The sequence below is a fragment of the Streptosporangium heterodermiicola genome, assembly GCF_051390675.1.
Lineage (GTDB): Bacteria > Actinomycetota > Actinomycetes > Streptosporangiales > Streptosporangiaceae > Streptosporangium.
Map to the genome: position 1 here is coordinate 104,296 of NZ_JBPJSR010000001.1, position 19,424 is coordinate 123,719.

At 75.3% G+C, this 19,424-nt stretch carries 3 protein-coding genes; all 3 read right to left on the reverse strand.

The features are described 5' to 3' along the window. Positions 1 to 106: 106 nt before the first annotated feature. Positions 107 to 5,869, reverse strand: a complete 5,763-nt coding sequence (locus ACSC1Q_RS00455; protein ID WP_436756620.1) for an SDR family NAD(P)-dependent oxidoreductase — start codon at positions 5,867 to 5,869, stop codon at positions 107 to 109. A 201-nt stretch (positions 5,870 to 6,070) separates the two neighbouring features. After that, positions 6,071 to 12,670 carry a type I polyketide synthase gene (locus ACSC1Q_RS00460; RefSeq protein WP_436756621.1) on the reverse strand — a complete coding sequence of 2,200 codons (6,600 nt, stop codon included), beginning with the start codon at positions 12,668 to 12,670 and terminating at the stop codon, positions 6,071 to 6,073. 50 nt (positions 12,671 to 12,720) lie between these two features. Continuing rightward, positions 12,721 to 19,311 (reverse strand): SDR family NAD(P)-dependent oxidoreductase, encoded by a 6,591-nt coding sequence (locus ACSC1Q_RS00465; protein WP_436756622.1) that lies wholly within the window; start codon positions 19,309 to 19,311, stop codon positions 12,721 to 12,723. Positions 19,312 to 19,424: the final 113 nt, after the last annotated feature.

Here is a 19,424-nt window from a genome sequence, read left to right on the forward strand (position 1 = left end):
GGGAATGCGCCGCTCGGGAATGCGCCGCTCGGGAATGCGCCGCTCGGGAGTGCGCCGCCACCGGTGCCGGACCGGGGATGAGTCCGGCACCGGTGGCGGGCGGTCCTCAGCGGTCGCCGGGCAGCGATCCCGGCGACCCCGGCGACCCCGGCGATCCGGGCGACCCCGGTGACTTCAGCGACTCCAGCCAGCCCTCGATGGCGCGGGCCATCGAGGGAGACCTGTCCTCCAGCATGGTGTAGTGGTCACCCTCGATCTCGCGGAGGACGTGCTCGGTGTGCCAGGAGGCGCGCCAGTCGTCGGTGACCGGCACCTCGCCGTCGAAGCCGGTCAGCGGGGTGTCCGGGTGCAGGAACAGGATGGGCGCCCGCACCTCCCCCACCGTGCTCTCGCGGAACAGCCGGTAGTAGCGGCCCATCGCCGCCAGCCGCGCGCTGGTGAACGGGCCGAACGACGCCTCCCTGTCGAACATGCCCCGGACGAGCTGCATGCCGATGTCGTCGATGACCTTGTCGTCGGGCATGAAGGTGTCCAGCAGGATCAGTCCCACCGGGTTGACGCCGACGCTCTCCAGGTAGCCGACGGCGGAGTGCGCGAAGATCCCGCCCGCGCAGTAGCCGAGGACCGCGAACGGCTCGTCCCCCGCGGCCCGGCGTACGGACTCCGCCCACACCTGTACCGCGGCGTCGACCGTGCCGGGAAGTCTCTCCTCCTTCGCGAAGCCGGGCACGGTGAGCGCGAAGAGGTCCCGTACGCCGCGGAAGTTCGCCGCGAGCCGGGCGAACTGGGTCGCCCCGCCCAGCGCCATCGGGGTGCTGAAGCAGAACAGTGAGGGCCCGCCGGGGCCGGAGGCCAGCTTGACCGGCGGCGGGACCTCGCCGAGTTCCTCGACAGAGGAGAAGGAGGGACGCAGGTCGGCCATCGCCCGCAGGAGACCCATGGCCTCGTGCATCTTGCCCGCCTTCGCGGCCTCGTGGAACAGCGCGCTGGGCGTCTCCGAGGGGTCGGCCCCGCCCTGCGCGCCGTCACCGCCGCCGCCCAGGCGGGCCGCCAGCTCGCCCAGGAGGTGTTTCGCCAGGTCGGAGGGGTTGGGATAGTCGAATACCACCGTCGCGGGCATCCGCAGCCCGGTCGCCTTGACGAGGCCGTTGCGCAGCTCCATGGAGGTCAGCGAGTCGAAGCCCGCCTCCAGGAAGTTCTGGTGCGCGTCGATCGCCTCGGGGCCGGGGTGGCCGAGCGCCCTGGCGGCGTGCACCCGCACCGCCTCGCGCAGCACGTCCAGCCTCTCCTCCTCGGGAAGCCCGGCGAGCCTGGCCACCAGCGGCGCCCCGCCGCCCTCCTCCTCGTCGTCGTCGCGGCCGCCGCCGTCGAGGATCGCGGTGACCTCGGGAAGGGCGCGCAGCAGCGGGCGGGACCTGGAGAGGGTGTACGCGGGGGCGAACCGGCTCCAGTCGATGTCGGCCACCACCAGGTGGGACTCGTCGTGGTCGAGGGCCTGGCCGAGCGCGGCCGTGGCGGCGGAGGGGTCCATGGCCCGCACGCCGAGGCGGCGCAGCCGGGAGCCGACCTCGTCGTCCACCATGCCGCCGCCGCCCCAGGCGCCCCAGGCGACGCAGGTGGCCGCCAGTCCTCGCGCGCGGCGCCGCGCGGCCAGCGCGTCCAGGAACGCGTTCGCCGCGGCGTACGCCGCCTGTCCCCCCTGGCCCCAGACGGCGGCCCCCGAGGAGAACAGCGCGAACAGGTCCAGCGGGCGGTCGCCCAGCAGCTCGTCCAGGTGCCGGGCGCCCGCGACCTTGGCCAGCCCGACCTCGGCGAACTCCTCGACCGTGGTGCCGGCCAGCGGCGCGCCGTCCTGGACGACGCCGGCCGCGTGGACCACCGCGCGGAGCGGGTACCGCTCGGGCAGCGAGTCCAGCAGGCGGCGCAGGTCCTCGCGGTCGGCGACGTCGCACGCGGCGATCGTGACCGTGACGCCCAGGGCCGTGAGCTCGGCCTCCAGCTCGGCCGCGCCCGCGGCGGCGCGACCGCGCCGGCTGGTCAGGAGCAGGTGCTCGACGCCCCGGCCCGCCAGCCAGCGGGCCACGTGCGCGCCGACCCCGCCGGTGCCGCCGGTGACGAGCGCGGTGCCGCCCAGCCGCCGGACACCGCCGGGACCGGCGCCGCGGCTCTTACCCACCGTGCCGGGAGCCGCGTCGGAGCCCGTGGACTCCATGGCCTCTGTGGGTTCTGTGGGTTCTGCGGACTCCGTGGCGTTCTGAGAAGCCGGGGGGTTCCCGGTAAGAGCCTCGCCGAGGGGCGCCCGTACCATCCGGCGGGCGAGGATGCCGTTCTCCCTGACCGCGAGCTGCTCCTCTCCGCCCGGCCCGGCCAGCACGCCGCAGAGGCGGTCGACGGCCCGCTCGTCCGGGGCGGGGGGCAGGTCGACGAGGCCGCCCCAGGTGTCCGGGTGGTCCAGGGCGAGGACGGTGCCGATCCCCCAGACCTGCGCCTGGAACGGGGCGGCGTCCCCGGGACGTCCCGCTTCCGGGGAGGCCCCGGGGGTGCCGGTGTCCACCGCGCCGGAGGTCACGGCCCACAGCGGGGCGGTGACGCCGGCGTCGTTCAGGGCCTGGACGAGCGTGACGGTCGCCGCCGTGCCGTACGAGAGTCCCGGGTGCGCCGGGTGGGGGCGTTCGTCCAGCGCCAGCAGGGAGAGCACGCCGGTCACGGGCTCGTCGGCGAGCCGGTCGCGCAGCGCGGAGGTGAGCGCGGCGCGGTCCTGCCCGGCCACCTCGACGGGCACCACCCGGGCGCCGTGCCGGGCGAGACCCGCGACGACGGCGTCCACCGGGCCCCCCGTGGCGGGCAGGGCGACCAGCCACGAGCCGGTCAGCGTGCCGCCCGCCGGGTCGCCGACCGGCCGCCAGGCCACCCGGTAGCGCCAGGAGTCGATCGTGGCGCGCTCCCGCGTGCGCCGCCGCCAGGAGGACAGCGCGGGCAGCACCTCGTCCAGGACGCCGGGGGCGACCCGCAGGTCGCCGGCGAGGCTCAGCGCGTTCCCGTGCTCGACCGCCTCCCAGAAGGCGGTGTCCACCGGGTCGGCGGCCGGGGCCTGCGCGACCGGCGCGGACTCCAGCCAGTAGCGCCGCCGCTGGAAGGCGTAGGTCGGCAGGTCCACCGGGGCGGCCCCGGCGTACAGGCCCGACCAGTCGACGGTGGCGCCCCGGACGTGCAGCTCGGCGGCGGAGGCCAGGAGCCTGGGCAGCCCGCCGTCGTCGCGGCGCAGGGTGCCGGTGACGACGGCGTCGTGGCCGAGCGCGTCGAAGGTCTCCTGCAGGCTCATGGTGAGCACCGGGTGCGGGCTGGTCTCGACGAACACGCCGTACCCCTGCGCGGCGAGCGCGCGGACGGCGGCGTCGAAGCCGACGGTGCGGCGCAGGTTGGTGTACCAGTACTCGGCGTCGAGGGCGGTGTCGCCGACCCAGTCGCCGGTCACCGTGGAGATCATCGGCACCTCGCCCGCGCGGGGCTCGATCGGCCCGAGGTCGCGCAGCAGGCGCTCGTGCAGCTCCTCGACCTGCGCGGAGTGGGAGGCGTAGTCGACGGGGACCTTCCTGGCCCGGACGCCCTCCGCGGTCAGCTCGTCGATCAGCTCGTCGAGGGCGTCCGGGGTGCCGGAGACCACGACCGAGCGGGCCCCGTTGACCGCCGCGACGGAGATCCGGTCCCGCCAGGACTCCAGGCGCGGGGCCAGCTCCGCGACGGGCAGCGCGACGGAGACCATGCCTCCGCGCCCCGCGAGCACGTCGCCGATGGCCCGGCTGCGCAGGGCGGCGACGCGGGCGCCGTCGTCGAGGGAGAGCGCTCCGGCGACCGTGGCGGCGGCGATCTCGCCCTGGGAGTGGCCGATCACGGCGTCGGGGCGGATCCCGTACCCGCTCCAGAGCCGGGCCAGCGACACCATGACCGCCCACAGCGCCGGCTGGATCACGTCCACCCTGTCCAGCGCGGGCGAGCCGGGCTCCCCGCGCAGCACGCCGGACAGCGACCAGTCCACGAACGGCGCCAGCGCCCGCTCGCAGTCGGCGACGTGCGCGGCGAAGGCGGGGGACGCGGCGAGCAGCTCGGTGGCCATCCCGGCCCACTGCGAGCCCTGGCCGGGGAAGACGAACACCGTCTTGCCCGGCGTCCCGGCCGCCACGCCGGTGACCGCGCCTGCGGTCTCGTCGTCCGCGACCAGCCCGCGCACCCCGGCCAGCAGCTCCTCGCGGTCGCGTCCCACGACCACGGCCCGGTGCGGGAAGGCGGTGCGCGCGGCGGCCAGGGCGAGGCCGACGTCGGCGACCGGCCGTCCCGGGTGCTCCTCGGCGTAGGTGAGGAGCCGGTCGAGCTGGGCGCGGAGGACGGGCGCGCTCTTGGCGGAGACGGCCCACGCCGCCGCGACCCGCGGCAGCGCGAGCGCCGGCGCGGCCTCCGCGAGCTCCCCGGTCGACGCGTCGGGGACGGGGGCCTGCTCGACGATCACGTGGGCGTTGGTGCCGCTGACGCCGAAGGAGGAGACACCCGCGCGGCGGGGCCGGTCGGCGTCGTCCGGCCACTCGACGGACTCGGTCAGCAGCCGGACGTTCCCGGCCGACCAGTCCACGTGGGAGGAGGGCTCGGACACGTGCAGGGTGCTGGGCAGGACGCCCTCGCGCAACGCCATCAGCATCTTGATCACGCCCGCGACCCCGGCGGCGGCCTGGGTGTGACCGATGTTCGACTTGATCGAGCCCAGCCAGAGCGGCCGCTCCTCTGGGCGGTCCTTGCCGTACGCGGCCAGCAGGGCCTGCGCCTCGATCGGGTCGCCGAGGGTGGTCCCGGTGCCGTGCGCCTCGACGGCGTCCACGTCGAACGCGGCGAGACCGGCGTTGGCCAGCGCGCGGCGGATGACCCGCTGCTGGGACACCCCGTTCGGGGCGGACAGGCCGTTGCTGGCACCGTCCTGGTTGACCGCGGAGCCGCGGATGACGCCGAGGATCGGGTGGCCGTTGCGGCGCGCGTCGGACAGCCGCTCCAGCAGCAGCATGCCCGCGCCCTCGCCCCAGCCGGTGCCGTCGGCGTCGTCGGAGAACGCCTTGCAGCGGCCGTCTCGCGCGAGGCCCCGCTGGCGGCTGAACTCCACGAAGGTCTCGGGCGTGGCCATCACGGTCACCCCTCCGGCCAGGGCGAGCGTGCTCTCCCCGCGCCGCAGCGAGTCGCACGCCCAGTGCAGCGCCACCAGGGACGACGAGCACGCGGTGTCGACGGTGACCGCCGGGCCCTTGAGCCCGAACACGTAGGCGACCCGCCCGGAGATCACGGCGGTGGAGTTGCCGGTCAGCAGGTGGCCCTCCACGCCCTCGGGCAGCGCGTCCAGGCCGGTGCCGTACCCGCTGGAGAAGGCGCCGACGAAGACGCCGGTCTGGCTGCCCTTCAGCGACGCCAGGTCGACGCCGGCCCGTTCGAAGGCCTCCCACGACACCTCAAGAAGCAACCGCTGCTGGGGGTCGGCGGCGAGCGCCTCGCGCGGGGAGATGCCGAAGGAGCCCGCGTCGAAGTCCCCGGCGTCGTAGAGGAAACCGCCCTCGCGGGTGTAGCTGGTCCCTGGCCGGGTGAGCTCCGGGTCGTACAGGGCCTCCAGGTCCCAGCCCCGGTCGCCGGGGAACTCCGAGACACCGTCGCGGCCCTCCGCGACGAGCCGCCACAGGTCCTCGGGGCTGCGTACGCCCCCGGGGAACCGGCAGCCCGCCGCGATGACCGCGATCGGCTCGCGGTCCTTGGCCTCCACCTCGCGCAGCCGCTGCTGGGCCTGCTGGAGGTCCGCGGTCACCCGCCGGAGATAGCCGAGGAGCTTCTGCTCGTCCGCCACGTCACGTCACCTTCCCCACACGTCGAGCCGGGCGCCCACCGCTGGGGCGTACGGCACGGAGAGACCGTTCATCGGAGAGACCGTTCATCGCGGCAGGAACACCACGGAGGGATCGTTCGTCGGAGAGACAGTTGTCAATCACGGAGAGGACACTCGGGAACACGGGGTCCGTCACGGCGGGAACATTCGGGAACACTGGACTCACAGCCCCTTGTCGATCAGCGCGAACAGCTCGTCGGCGCTCGCCGACTCCACGCCCTCGCCGGTGGCCGCGCCGTTCGCGTCCGGCTCCGGCCGGTCGCCGCGCCACTGGGCCAGCAGACCTCCCAGACGGGTGGCGATCGTGAACCGCGTCTCCTCGTCCGGGGTGATCTCGGTGAGCACCCGGCCCAGCCGGTCGAGTTCCTGCAGTACCTGCGTCTCGGTCGGCGCCTCGTCCGGCGCCATCTCCGCGCGCAGGTAGTCGGCGAGGGCGGCCGGGTTCGCGTAGTCGAACACCAGCGTGGCGGGCAGCCGCCTGCCGGTCGCGGCGTTCAGCCGGTTGCGCAGCTCGACCGAGGTGAGCGAGTCGAAGCCCATCTCGTCGAAGGCCCGGTCGGCCTCCACCTGGTCGGCGGAGGCATGGCCGAGCACGGCGGCGACCTCCGCCCGTACCAGGTCGAGCAGCATCCGGTGGCGGTCGGCGGCGGGGAGCGCGGCCAGCCTGGTGAGCAGGTCCGCGCCGCCCTGGCCGCCCGAGGCACCCGTCGCGGTACGGCGGGCGGGCGCGCGCACCACGCCCCGCAGCAGCGGCGGCAGCCGGTCGCCCCGCGCCGCCAGCGCCTTGGCGTCGAGGCGGATCGGCACCAGCGCGGACTCCGCCCTGCCGGTGGCCGCGTCGAGCAGCGCCAGGCCCTCCTCCGGTACCAGCGGCACGATGCCGTCGCGGGCCATCCGGCCGACGTCGGCGTCGGTGAGGGTGCCCAGCATGCCGCCCACCTGGGACCAGGGGCCCCAGGCCAGCGACACCGCGGGCAGCCCCCGCGCGCGCCGCAGCCCGGCCAGCGCGTCCAGGAACGCGTTCGCCGCGGCGTAGTTGCCCTGCCCGGTGCTGCCGAGCGTGCCGGCCACCGACGAGAACAGCACGAAGGACGACAGGTCGAGGTCGCGGGTCAGCTCGTCCAGGTTCAACGCGGCGTCCGCCTTGGGGCGCAGCACCCTGTCCACCCGGTCGGGGGTGAGGGAGGCGATCGTCCCGTCGTCCAGGACGCCCGCGGCGTGGATCACCGCGGTGAGCGGGCGCTCGGCGGGCACCCCGGCCAGCAGCTTCGCCAGGGCGGTCCGGTCGGCCACGTCGCAGGCGGCGATCTCCACGTCGGCGCCCAGGGCCGTCAGCTCGGCCCGCAGCCGCTCCGCGCCCTCGGCGGCGGGACCGCTGCGTCCGGCGAGCAGGAGGTTGCGGACGCCGTGGGCGGTGACGAGGTGGCGGGCGACGAGCCCGCCGAGGCCGCCGGTGCCGCCGGTCACCAGGACCGTGCCGTCCGGGTCGAGCGGGACGGGCAGGGTCAGCGCGATCTTGCCGACGTGCCTGGCCTGCGACAGGAAGCGGAACGCCTCGGGGGCGCGGCGGATGTCCCAGGCGGCCACCGGCAGCGGCCGGATCTCCCCCCGCTCGAACAGGTCGAGGAGGGCGCGCAGCATCTCCCCGATCCGGTCGTACCCGGCCTCGACGAGGTCGAAGTCGCGGTAGCGGACACCGGGGTGCGCGGCGGCCACGGCCTCGGGCGTGCGGAGGTCGGTCTTGCCCATCTCCACGAACCGGCCGCCGCGCGGCAGCGTCCGCAGCGAGGCGTCGACGAAGTCGCCCGCCAGCGAGTTGAGCACCACGTCGACCCCTCCCCCGCCGGTCGAGGCGAGGAAGGCGCCCTCGAAGTCCAGGGTGCGCGAGGAGGAGATGTGCGCCTCGTCCAGGCCCAGGGAGCGCAGGACGTCCCACTTGCCGGTTCCCGCGGTGCCGTAGACCTCGGCGCCGAAGTGCCGGGCGAGCTGCGCGGCGGCCATGCCCACCCCGCCCGCGGCGGCGTGGATCAGCACCTTCTCGCCCGCCTTCAGCCCCGCCAGGTCCACCAGCGCGTAGTACGCGGTGAGGAAGGCGACCGGCGTCGACGCGGCCTGGGCGAAGGTCCAGCCGCCGGGTACGGCGACCAGCTGGCGGTGGTCGGTGACGGCCAGCGGGCCGAACGCGCCGCCGTCGAACATGCCCATCACCCGGTCGCCCACGGCGAACGCGGTGACACCGGAACCGACCTCCACGACCCGGCCGGCTCCCTCAAGGCCCATAGCTCCCGCCTCACCCGGATACATCCCGAGCGCGTTGAGCACGTCCCGGAAGTTCACCCCGGCGGCACGGAGCGCGACCCTGACCTGTCCGGGCGCCAGCGGGGCGACGGCCTCGGGCGCGTCCAGGAACGTCAGGTTCTCCAGGGTGCCCTTGTCCCTGCTGTCCATCCGCCAGGAGGCGGCGCCCTCGGGCGGCGACAGCGCGGCTCCGGTCGCGCGGACGAGCCTGGCGGCCAGCACGGCCCCTCCCTCCCGCAGCGCCACCTGCGGCTCGCCGGTGGCGAGCGCGGCGGGGAGCCGTCCGGCCGACGCGGCGTGACCGTCCAGGTCGGCGAGGACGAACCGGCCGGGGTTCTCCGCCTGGGCCGAACGGACCAGGCCCCACACGGCGGCCCCGGCGACGTCGCGGGCGGTCTCGCCGGACCCGGCGGAGACCGCTCCCCTGGTCACGAAGACCAGACGGGAGCCGTCGAGGCGGTCGTCCGCCAGCCACGCCCGCGCCAGGTCCAGCGCCCGCCGAACGGCCGAGCGTACGGCCCCGGCCACGACCTCGGCGTCGCCGTCGACATCGGTGCCGGTCTCAGGGGTCACGAGGACGACGTCGGGGACGGCCGTACCGGAGTCGAGGGCCGCGACCAGCTCCTCGATCCCCGCGTAGGACGCCGGGGAGATCCCGGCCGCGCGCAGCGCCGCCCCGGCGCCGGAGGCGTCGCCGCCGAGCAGCGCCCACTCCCCGGCCGGTACGGTCCCGGTCTCGGCCGGGACCCACTCCACCCGGTGCAGCGAGCGCTCGGCGTCCGGGCGGGCACCGGCGAGGTCGCCGGAGCCGATCGGGCGCAGCACGAGCGAGCCGATCGACACCACCGGACGCCCGGCCTGGTCGGCCGCCTCCAGACGCAGCGAGTCGCCGCTCGTCGGGACCACCCGCACCCGCAGGCCGGACGCCCCGGCGGCGTGCAGCTCCACCTCCGACCACGTGAACGGCAGCGCCGCGTGCTCCGCCGAGGCGTCGCTCAGGGCGAGGGCGTGCAGCGCGGCGTCCAGCAGCGCCGGGTGGATGCCGAACAGGAAGGCGTCGGCGGCGACGGCCTCGGGCAGCGCGATCTCGGCGAACACCTCGTCGCCGCGCGTCCAGGCCGCCGTGAGGCCGCGGAAGGCCGGGCCGTAGTTGAGGCCGAGGCCGGCGAGCCGGTCGTAGAGGCCGTCCGTCTCCACCGGCTCGGCGCCGGCCGGCGGCCACTCGGCGAGGTCGAAGTCCGCCGCGAGTTCTGAGAGGGCGAGTAGACCGGTGGCGTGCCGGGTCCACGGCTCGTCGGCCGGGAGGTCCTCGGCGCGCCCGTAGACGCTGACCGCGCGGGCCCCCGAGTCGTCCGGGGCGCCGACCACGACCTGCACCTGGACACCGCCCTGGCCGGTCAGGACCAGCGGGGCCTCCAGGGTGAGCTCCTCGACCCTGGCGCAGCCCGCCTGGTCCCCGGCGCGGACGGCCAGCTCCACGAGCCCGGTGCCGGGGAACAGCACCGTCTCGCCCACCGCGTGGTCGGCGAGCCACGGGTGCGTACGGGCCGAGAGCCGGGCGGTGAACAGGTGACCGCCGGAGTCGGGCAGCTCGACGGCGGCGCCCAGGAGAGGGTGGCCGGGGGTGCCGAGGCCGACGGACTCCGGGTCGCCGGACCGGGGGACGTGCAGCCAGTAGTGGTGGTGCTGGAAGGCGTACGTGGGCAGCTCCACCCTGCGCGGCACCTCCACACCCGCCGCGCCCGCCGCGTCGGTGAAGAAGGCCTCCCAATCGACGGCCACACCTCGGGCGTGCAGGGCGCCCAGCGCCGCGACCAGCTCCGACACCTCACTGCGGTCACGCCGCAACATCGGCACGAACACCGCCCCTGCCTCGCCGGTGAGGCATTCCTGGCCCATCGCCGACAACACCGCGTCCGGACCCGCCTCCACGAACGTCCCCACCCCCGCCGCCTCCAGCACCGCGATCCCATCGGCGAACCGCACCGCCTGACGCACATGCCGCACCCAATACTCCGCCGTCCCCAACTCCTCCCCCGCCAACGCACCCGTCACGTTGGACACCACCGCGACCCGCGCCGGAGCGTAGGACACCCTCTCGGCCACCGCCCGGAAGTCCGCCAGCATCGCCTCCATCCGCGGCGAATGGAACGCGTGACTCACCCGAAGCCGACGGCTCTTCCTCCCCAGACCACTGAAATGCTCCGCCACCTCCGTGACCGCGTCCTCATCACCGGACACCACCACCGACGTCGGGCCGTTCAACGCGGCGATCCCGACGCGGGTCCCGCCGGCGTCAACGGACGACAGCACCTCCAGCACCTCGGCCTCGCCAGCCTGCAGGGCGACCATGGAACCGCCCTCGGGCAGCGCCTGCATCAACCGGCCCCGCGCCGCCACCAGAGCGCACGCGTCCCCCAGCGACAACACCCCCGCCACATGCGCCGCGACCAACTCCCCGATCGAGTGCCCCAGCAGGTAATCCGCCCGCACCCCCCACCCCTCCAAAACCCGGAACAGCGCCACCTCCACCGCGAACAGCGCCGCCTGCGTGTAGGCCGTGCGATCCAGCGACGCCGCCGCCTCAGAGCCCGCCTCGGCGAACAGCACCTCACCCAACGGCCGCTCCAGCAACCCCTCGAAGTGGCCGCAGATCTCCTCCACCACCACCGCGAACCCCGGAACCAACCGGGACAACTCCCGGCCCATCCCCGCCCGCTGCGAACCCTGACCCGAGAACAACACCGCCAACCGGCCATCACCCACCCGGCCCCGCACCACACCCGACACCGGATCACCCCCGGCCAAAGCCGACAACCCACGCACCACCCCCGCACGATCCCCGCCCACCACCACCGCACGATGGTCGAAGGCGGACCTGCCGGTGGCCAGCGAGTACGCGACGTCCAGCGTCCCGAGGTCCCCGCGCTCCTCCAGGAACGCGGCCAGACGGGAGGCCTGCGCCCGCAGCGCCTCCTCGCCGCGCGCCGACACCACGACCGGCAGCGGCACCTCCCCGGCGAGCTCCGTCGCCGGGGCGGGCAGGCCGCTGTCGGCCTCGACCTCGGTGTCGGTGTCGGCGGGGGCCTGCTCGATGATGACGTGGGCGTTGGTGCCGCTGATGCCGAACCCGGAGACTCCCGCCCGGCGCGGGTGGCCGTTCTCCGGCCACTCGACCGGCTCGGTGAGCAACGACACCGCGCCCGCCGACCAGTCGACGTGCGGGGTGGGCTCGTCGACGTGCAGGGTCCTGGGCAGCAGGCCGCGCTGGAGGGCCATCACGACCTTGATGACGCTCGCGACCCCGGCGGCGGCCTGGGTGTGGCCGATGTTCGACTTCACCGAGCCGAGCCACAGGGGGCGGTCGGCCGGGCGGTCCTGGCCGTAGGTGGCGAGCAGGGCCTGGGCCTCGATCGGGTCGCCGAGCATGGTGCCGGTGCCGTGCGCCTCGACGGCGTCCACGTCGGCGGGTACCAGCTCGGAGTTGGCCAGTGCCTGGCGGATGACCCGCTGCTGGGAGGGGCCGTTCGGGGCCGACAGGCCATTGCTGGCGCCGTCCTGGTTGACCGCGCTGCCCCGCACCACCGCCAGCACCGGGTGGCCGTTGCGGCGCGCGTCCGACAGGCGTTCCAGCAGCAGCAGGCCGATCCCCTCGGAGAAGGCGGTGCCGTCGGCTGCGGCGGCGAAGGCCTTGACCCGGCCGTCCTGGGCGAGGCCGCGCTGGCGGCTGAACTCCACGAAGATCTCGGGAGTGAAGATGATGGTGACGCCGCCGGTGATGGCCATGGAGCACTCGCCCCGCCGGAGGGACTCGCACGCCATGTGCAGGGTCACCAGCGAGGACGAGCAGGCGGTGTCGGCGGTCACCGCCGGTCCCTCGAGACCGAGGGTGTAGGAGATCCGGCCGGACATGACGGCGGTGGAGGTGCCCGTCAGCAGGTGACCCTCGACACCGGCGGGGAAGGCGCCCTGGCCGACGCCGTACCCGCTGGAGGCGGCGCCGACGAACACGCCCGTCCGGCTGCCCTTCACCTCGGCGGGGTCGATGCCGGCCCGCTCCAGCAGCTCCCACGAGGTCTCCAGCAGCAGCCGCTGCTGCGGGTCGGACGCCAGCGCCTCGCGGGGGCTCATCCCGAAGAAGCCCGCGTCGAAACCGCCGGCGTCGGCGACGAACCCGCCCTCGCGGGCGTAGGTGGTGCCGGGGGTGTCCGGGTCGGGGTGGTAGAGCCGGTCCAGGTCCCAGCCCCGGTCGCCGGGGAAGCCCGACATGGCGTCCTCGCCGTCCGCGACCAGCCGCCAGAGCTCCTCGGGGCTGTTCACCCCGCCGGGGAGGCGGCAGCTCATGGCCACGACCGCGATCGGCTCGCGGTCCCTGGCCTCCGCCTCGCGCAGGCGGCGTCGTGCGTGCTGCAGGTCCGCGGTGGCACGCTTGAGGTAGTCACGCAGCTTGTCGTCATTCGCCATCGGACGTCAACCAGCCTCGGGGCAGTAGGGATTCGTCATGGGATGCGCCATCAGGAGGTGCCGAGTTCCCCGTCGAGGACCGCGAAGAGCTCGTCGTCGGTGACCGACTCGAAGTCCTGCTCGGGCGCGGAATCGGCCTCCGCCGGGCCGCCGTGCGTGTCGTCCCACTTGCGGATCAGCGCCCGCAGCCGGGCTGTGATCTTGACGGGGTCCCCGCCGCCCGCCGCGTACAGGAGGGTCTCCAGCCGGTCGACCTCGGCGAGCACGGACGCGGAGGGGTCGGCGGCGGGCGGGGCGATCTCGTCCCTGATGTGCTCGGCGAGAACGCTCGGGGTGGGGTAGTCGAAGACGAGGGTGGTCGGCAGGCGCAGCCCGGTCGCGGTGCCGAGCCGGTTGCGCAGCTCGACGGCGGTGAGCGAGTCGAAGCCGAGCTCCTTGAACGCCCGCTCGGGTTCCACCGAGTCCACGCTCGCGTGCCCGAGCACCCCGGCGGCCTCGGCACAGACGATCTTGACGAGCGCGGCCAGCTGCTCCTCCCCTGACAGCCCCGCCAGGCGCTGTTCGAGCCCGGACGCGGTGGGGGCGGCGCCTCCCGCGGCCCTGACGACCCGGCGGGCGGGGGTACGGACGAGGCCGCGCAGGAGCGCCGACCGCATGCCGTTCGCGCCGCGCAGGGCGGCGAGGTCGAGGTGGATCGGCACCAGCAGGGCCTCGTCGACGGCGGCGGCGGCGTCGAACAGCGCGAGCCCCTCCTCCGACGACAGGCCGACCAGTCCTGAGCGGGCCATCCGCTCCACGTCGGCGTCGGCGAGGTGGCCGGTCATGCCGCTGCGCTGGTTCCAGAAGCCCCAGGCCAGCGAGAGCCCGGCCAGGCCGTGGGCCCTGCGGTGCGCGGCCAGCGCGTCGAGGAACGCGTTGGCGGCGGCGTAGCTGCCCTGGCCCGCCCCGTCCAGCACGGCCGCGGCCGACGAGAACATGACGAACGCGGACAGGTCGAGGTCGCGGGTGAGTTCGTGCAGGTTCCACGCCGCGTCCACCTTGGGCCGCAGCACCGCGTCCACCCGCTCCGGGGTGAGCGTCTCGATGACGCCGTCGTCGAGGATTCCGGCGGTGTGGACGACTCCGGTCAGCGGGCGGTCGGCCGGGATCTGCGCCAGCAGCGCGGCCAGTGCCGTCCGGTCGGCCACGTCGCACGCGGCCACCGTCACCCGCGCGCCGAGCGCGTTCAGCTCGGCCTCCAGCTCCGCCACCCCCTCGGCCTCCCGGCCCCGGCGGCTGGTCAGCACCAGATGACGCACCCCATGCGCACCCGCCAGATGACGGGCCACCAAACCACCCAGCGTGCCCGTACCACCGGTCACCAGCACCGTGCCGTCCGCGCCGAACACCTGCGGCATCGTCAACACGATCTTGCCCACGTGCCGCGCCTGCGACAGGAACCGGAACGCCTCCGGCGCCCGGCGCACGTCCCACGACCGCACCGGCAACGGCCTGACCACTCCGCGCCCGAACAGGTCGAGCATCTCCTCCAGCATCCGCCGGATGTGGCCGGGGCCGGAGTCGATCAGGTCGAAGGCCGCGTACTCGACCCCGGGGTACGCCTCGCCGGTCGCGGCGGCGTCGCGGATGTCGGTCTTGCCCATCTCCACGAACCGGCCGCCCCTGGGCAGCAGGCGCAGGGAGGCGTCCACGAACTCGCGGGCCAGCGAGTTCAGCACCACGTCCACGCCCCGGCCGTTCGTGGCCCGCAGGAAGTACCCCTCGAAGTCCAGGTCGCGGGAGGAGGAGATGTGCTCGTCGTCCAGGCCCAGCGACCGCAGCACCTCCCACTTGGCCGGGCTCGCCGTCGCGAACACCTCCGCCCCGAGATGCCGGGCCAGCTGCACCGCCGCCATGCCCACCCCACCGGCACCGGCGTGCACCAGCACCGACTCGCCGGGCTGGAGGCGGGCCACGTGCCTCAGACCGTGGTAGGCGGTGAGGAACACGCCGGGCACGGACGCGGCCCGCTCGAAGGTCCAGCCCTCCGGGATCGGCGCCAGCAGCCGCCTGTCGGTCACCCCGACCGGGCCGAACGCCCCGTCCAGCAGGCCGAACACCCGGTCACCCGGAGCCAGGTCGTCCACCCCGGAACCGACCTCCAGCACCACGCCGGAGCCCTCGCCTCCCATCGGCACGTCGCGCTCGGGCACCATGCCGAGCGCCACGACGACGTCGCGGAAGTTCATCCCGGCGGCGCGGACGGAGATCCGCACCTCGCCGGGCTCCAGCTCCCTGCCGGAGGCGGGGTGCGGGACCAGCGCCAGGTCCGCCAGGCTTCCCTTGACCGGCGCGTCCAGCCGCCACTCGGCCACCCCCGCCGGAGGCACCAGCCCGCCACCGGACGCGGCCCGCGCCAGGCGCGGCGCCCACACCTTCCCCTCCCGTACGGCCGTCTGCGGCTCGTCCGCGGTCGTCGCTGCGAGCAGCGCGGCGCCCGCGTCCCCGGCGCCCTCGTCGAGGTCGACGAGCAGGAGGCGGCCGGGGTTCTCCGCCTGGGCGGCGCGCAGCAGGCCGAGGGCCGTGGCGCCCGCCAGGTCGGTGACGTCACCGCCGTGCACGGAGGCCGCGCCCCGGGTCACCACGACGAGCCGCGCCGACCCGAACCGCTCCCCGTCCAGCCACTCCCGCACCACCGACAACGCCCTATGCGTCGCCGTCCGCGCCCCGGACACGACATCCTCGTCGTCGAGCGGCGCGAAGGGGACGAACACCAGGTCGGGCACCACAGCCGAATCCGCCAGCGCCGCCAGGTCCTCGAACCCCTCGGCCACCGCGCCGGCCGCGCGCAGGGCGTCGGCCAGCCCGGTCCCGTCGGCGCCCAGCACCGCGTACCGGTGCCCGGCGGGGATCTCGGCGGCCGGCAGCGCCGTCCAGTCCACGCGGTACAGCGAGTCGCGGCGGGTGTCGGCCGCGGTGGGCAGCCGGTTCGCCGGGAGGGGGCGTGACAGCAGGGACTCCACGGAGGCCACCGGGCTCCCCGAGACGTCCGCCAGCCGGAGCGAGACCGTGTCGGCGCCGGTGGACGACAGGTGCACCCGCAGCGCGGCGGCGCCCTCGGCGTGCAGGGAGACCCCGGTCCAGGCGAACGGCAGGCTCACCTCGCCGGATCCGGTGTCCAGCAGCGACTCGGCGTGCAGGGCGGCGTCCAGCAGCGCCGGGTGCAGGCCGAACCTCCCGGCCTCCCTGCGCGCGTCCTCGGGCAGGGAGACCTCGGCGAAGACCTCGTCGCCGCGCCGCCAGGCCGCCCGCAACCCCTGGAAAACCGGGCCGTACTCGTACCCCTGGGCCGCCAGCCTCTCGTACAGGCCGTCCAGGTCCACCGCCGTCGTACCGGCGGGGGGCCACGCGGCCAGGTCGAAGGGTTCGGCGGGAAGCCCGGCGACCCCGGCGAGCTCGGCGACGAGGAAGCCGGTCGCGTGCCGGGTCCAGGGCTCGTCCGTGTCGTCCCCGAGGTCCCCGGCGTCCCCGGACGCGTTCTCCGGCCGGGAGTGGACGGCGACCGGGCGTCTGCCCGTCTCGTCCGGGGCGCCCACCGACACCTGCACCTGGACACCGCCGCCGCCCGTCAGCACCAGCGGCGCCTCCAGCGTCAGCTCGTCCACCGTCCCGCATCCCACCTGGTCACCGGCGCGCACCGCCAGCTCCACGAACGCCGTGCCCGGCAGCAGCACCGTGCCCGCCACGGCGTGGTCGGCGAGCCACGGGTGCGAGCGCGTCGACAGCCGCCCGGTCAGCAGGACCGCGCCGGTGCCCGCCAGCGTCACCGCCGCGCCGAGCAGCGGGTGACCGGCCGCGGTCAGGCCGGTGGACGCCAGGTCGACCGCGTCGGTGGCGTCCAGCCAGTAGCGCTCGCGCTGGAAGGCGTACGTGGGAAGCTTCACCGGCCGGGGGCCGTGGGGGGCGAACAGCGACTCCCAGTCCACCGGCGCCCCGTGCGCGTACGCCTCGGCCATCGAGGTGACGAACCGGTTCATCCCGCCGTCGTCGCGGCGCAGGGAGCCGACGGCGACCGCGGTGCCGCCCGCGGCCTCCACGGTCTCCTGGACGCCCACGGTGAGCACCGGGTGCGGGCCGATCTCGACGAACAGCCCGTACCCCTCCCGCACCAGCGCGCGGGTGGCCTCGTCGAAGCGCACCTGCCGCCTGAGGTTGGTGTACCAGTAACCGGCGTCCAGCCCCGCGGTGTCGACCGGCTCGCCGGTCACCGTGGAGTAGAAGGGCACCTCGACCGACCGGGGCGCGACGCCCTCCAGGTCGGCCAGGATCCGCTCCCTGAGCGGCTCCACGTACGCCGAGTGCGACGGGTAGTCGACGGGGATCTTCCTGGCGCGGACGCCCTCGGCCACCAGCTGCTCCAGCAGCTCGTCCAGGGCCTCCGTCTCACCGGCGAGCACCACGGAGCCGGGGCCGTTCACCACGGCCACCGCGATCCGGTCTCCCCAGGGGGTGAGCCGTTCCCGCATCCGGTCGGCCGGGAGCGCGACCGCCATCATCTCCCCCTGGCCGGACAGCTCCTCGCCGATGGCGAGGCTGCGCAGCGCGACCACCCGGGCGCCGTCCTCCAGCGACAGCGCGCCCGCCACGCAGGCGGCGGCGACCTCGCCCTGCGAGTGGCCGACGACGGCGTCGGGCTCGACACCGTACGAGCGCCACAGCTCGGCCACCGAGACCATGACGGCCCACAGCGCGGGCTGGACCACGTCCACCCGTCCGAGCGGCGGCGCGCCGGGCTCGCCGCGCAGCACCTCCACGAGCTTCCAGTCGACGAACGTCGCCAGCGCGTCGGCGCACTCGGCCATCCGGGCGGCGAACACCGGGGAGGAGTCCATCAGCTCGACGGCCATGCCCGCCCACGCCGCTCCCTGCCCGGGGAAGACGAACACCACCCTCGGGCCGGGGGTCGCGACGCCGCGTACGACGTTCGGCGCGACCTCGTCCGCGGCGACGGCGCGCACGCCCGCGAGCAGCTCGTCGCGGTCGGCGCCGACCACCACGGCGCGGTGCGGGAAGGCCGTACGGGAGGCGACGGCGGCGTGGCCGACGTCGACGGGCGACAGCCCGGCGTCCGCGTCCACGTGGGCCGCGAGGCGTCCGGCCTGGGCCCGCAGCGCCTCCTCGCCCTTGCCGGAGATCACCCAGGGCACCACCGGCGCGGAGCCTCCGCCGAAGGCGCCGAGAACGCCGTCCTCGTCGTCAGCGCTCTCCGGCGCGGGTGGCGGGGCCTCCTCCAGGATGACGTGCGCGTTGGTGCCGCTGACGCCGAAGGAGGAGACACCGGCCCTGCGCGGGGCGCCACCGGCCTCCCAGGGCTCGGCGGCGGTGAGCAGCTCGACGTCCCCGGCCGACCAGTCGACGTGCGGGGAGGGCTCGTCCACGTGCAGGGTGCGGGGCAGCACGCCGTGCCGCATCGCCAGCACCATCTTGATCACACCGGCGACGCCCGCGGCGCCCTGGGTGTGGCCGATGTTCGACTTGATCGAGCCCAGCCGCAGCGGCCTGCCCTCGGGGCGTTCCCGACCGTACGTGGCCAGCAGCGCCTGGGCCTCGATCGGGTCGCCCAGGCCGGTGCCGGTGCCGTGCGCCTCGACCGCGTCGACCTGGGCGGCGGACAGGCGCGCGTTGGCCAGGGCCTGGCGGATGACCCGCTGCTGCGCGGGGCCGTTCGGCGCGGTCAGCCCGCTGCTCGCGCCGTCCTGGTTGATCGCCGAGCCGCGGATGACGGCCAGCACGGGGTGTCCCGCGCGCCGGGCGTCGGAGAGGCGTTCCAGCAGGAGCATGCCCGCGCCCTCGCCCCAGCCGGTGCCGTCCGCGGCGGCGGCGAAGGCCTTGCACCGGCCGTCCGCGGACAGGCCGCGCTGGCGGCTGAACTCGACGAAGGTGTTCGGGGTGGACATCACCGTCACTCCCCCGGCCAGGACCATCGCGCACTCTCCCTGGCGCAGCGCCTGGATCCCCAGGTGGAGCGCGACCAGGGACGAGGAGCACGCGGTGTCCACCGAGACCGCGGGGCCCTCCAGGCCCAGGACGTAGGCCACCCGCCCGGAGGCGACGCTGCCGTCGCTGCCGTTGCCGATGTAGCCGCCGAGGTCGTCGGGGACGACCCTGGCCCGGGAGCCGTAGTCGTGGTAGATGACGCCGGTGTAGACGCCGACGGCGGTGCCCCGCGCGGACACCGGGTCGATGCCCGCGTCCTCGAAGGCCTCCCACGCGGTCTCCAGCAGCAGCCGCTGCTGCGGGTCCATCGCCACGGCCTCGCGGGGGCTGATCCCGAAGAAGGCCGGGTCGAACCGCGCGGCGTCGTGCAGGAAGCCGCCGGAGCGCGTGTAGCTCTTGCCCGGACGGTCGGGGTCGGGGTCGTAGAGGTCCTCGACGTCCCAGCCCCGGTCGTCGGGGAAGGACGAGATGGCGTCACCGCCCTCGGCCAGCAGCCGCCACAGCGCCTCCGGGGTGTCGGCGCCGCCGGGGAACCGGCAGCTCATCCCGACGACGGCGATGGGCTCGGTCTCCCTGCGCTCGGCGTCCTTCAGCCTCTGACGGACCTCCCGCAGGTCGGCGGTCGCCCGCCGCAGATAGTCGAGAAGTTTGCCTTCGTTCTCCACCACGTCACCCCTGTCAGACCGTTCGGGGGCCTCGTCCGGTCGCGTCGCGCACCGCGGACTGAGGCGATATGGGCACGGGCGCCCCCGTCGTGGGGCGGCCCGTGTTCGGCATG

Bases quoted from the DNA above. Each gene is read 5' to 3' on its own strand.
- ACSC1Q_RS00460 (WP_436756621.1), bottom strand. From the start codon at position 12,670: ATGGCGAATGACGACAAGCTGCGTGACTACCTCAAGCGTGCCACCGCG.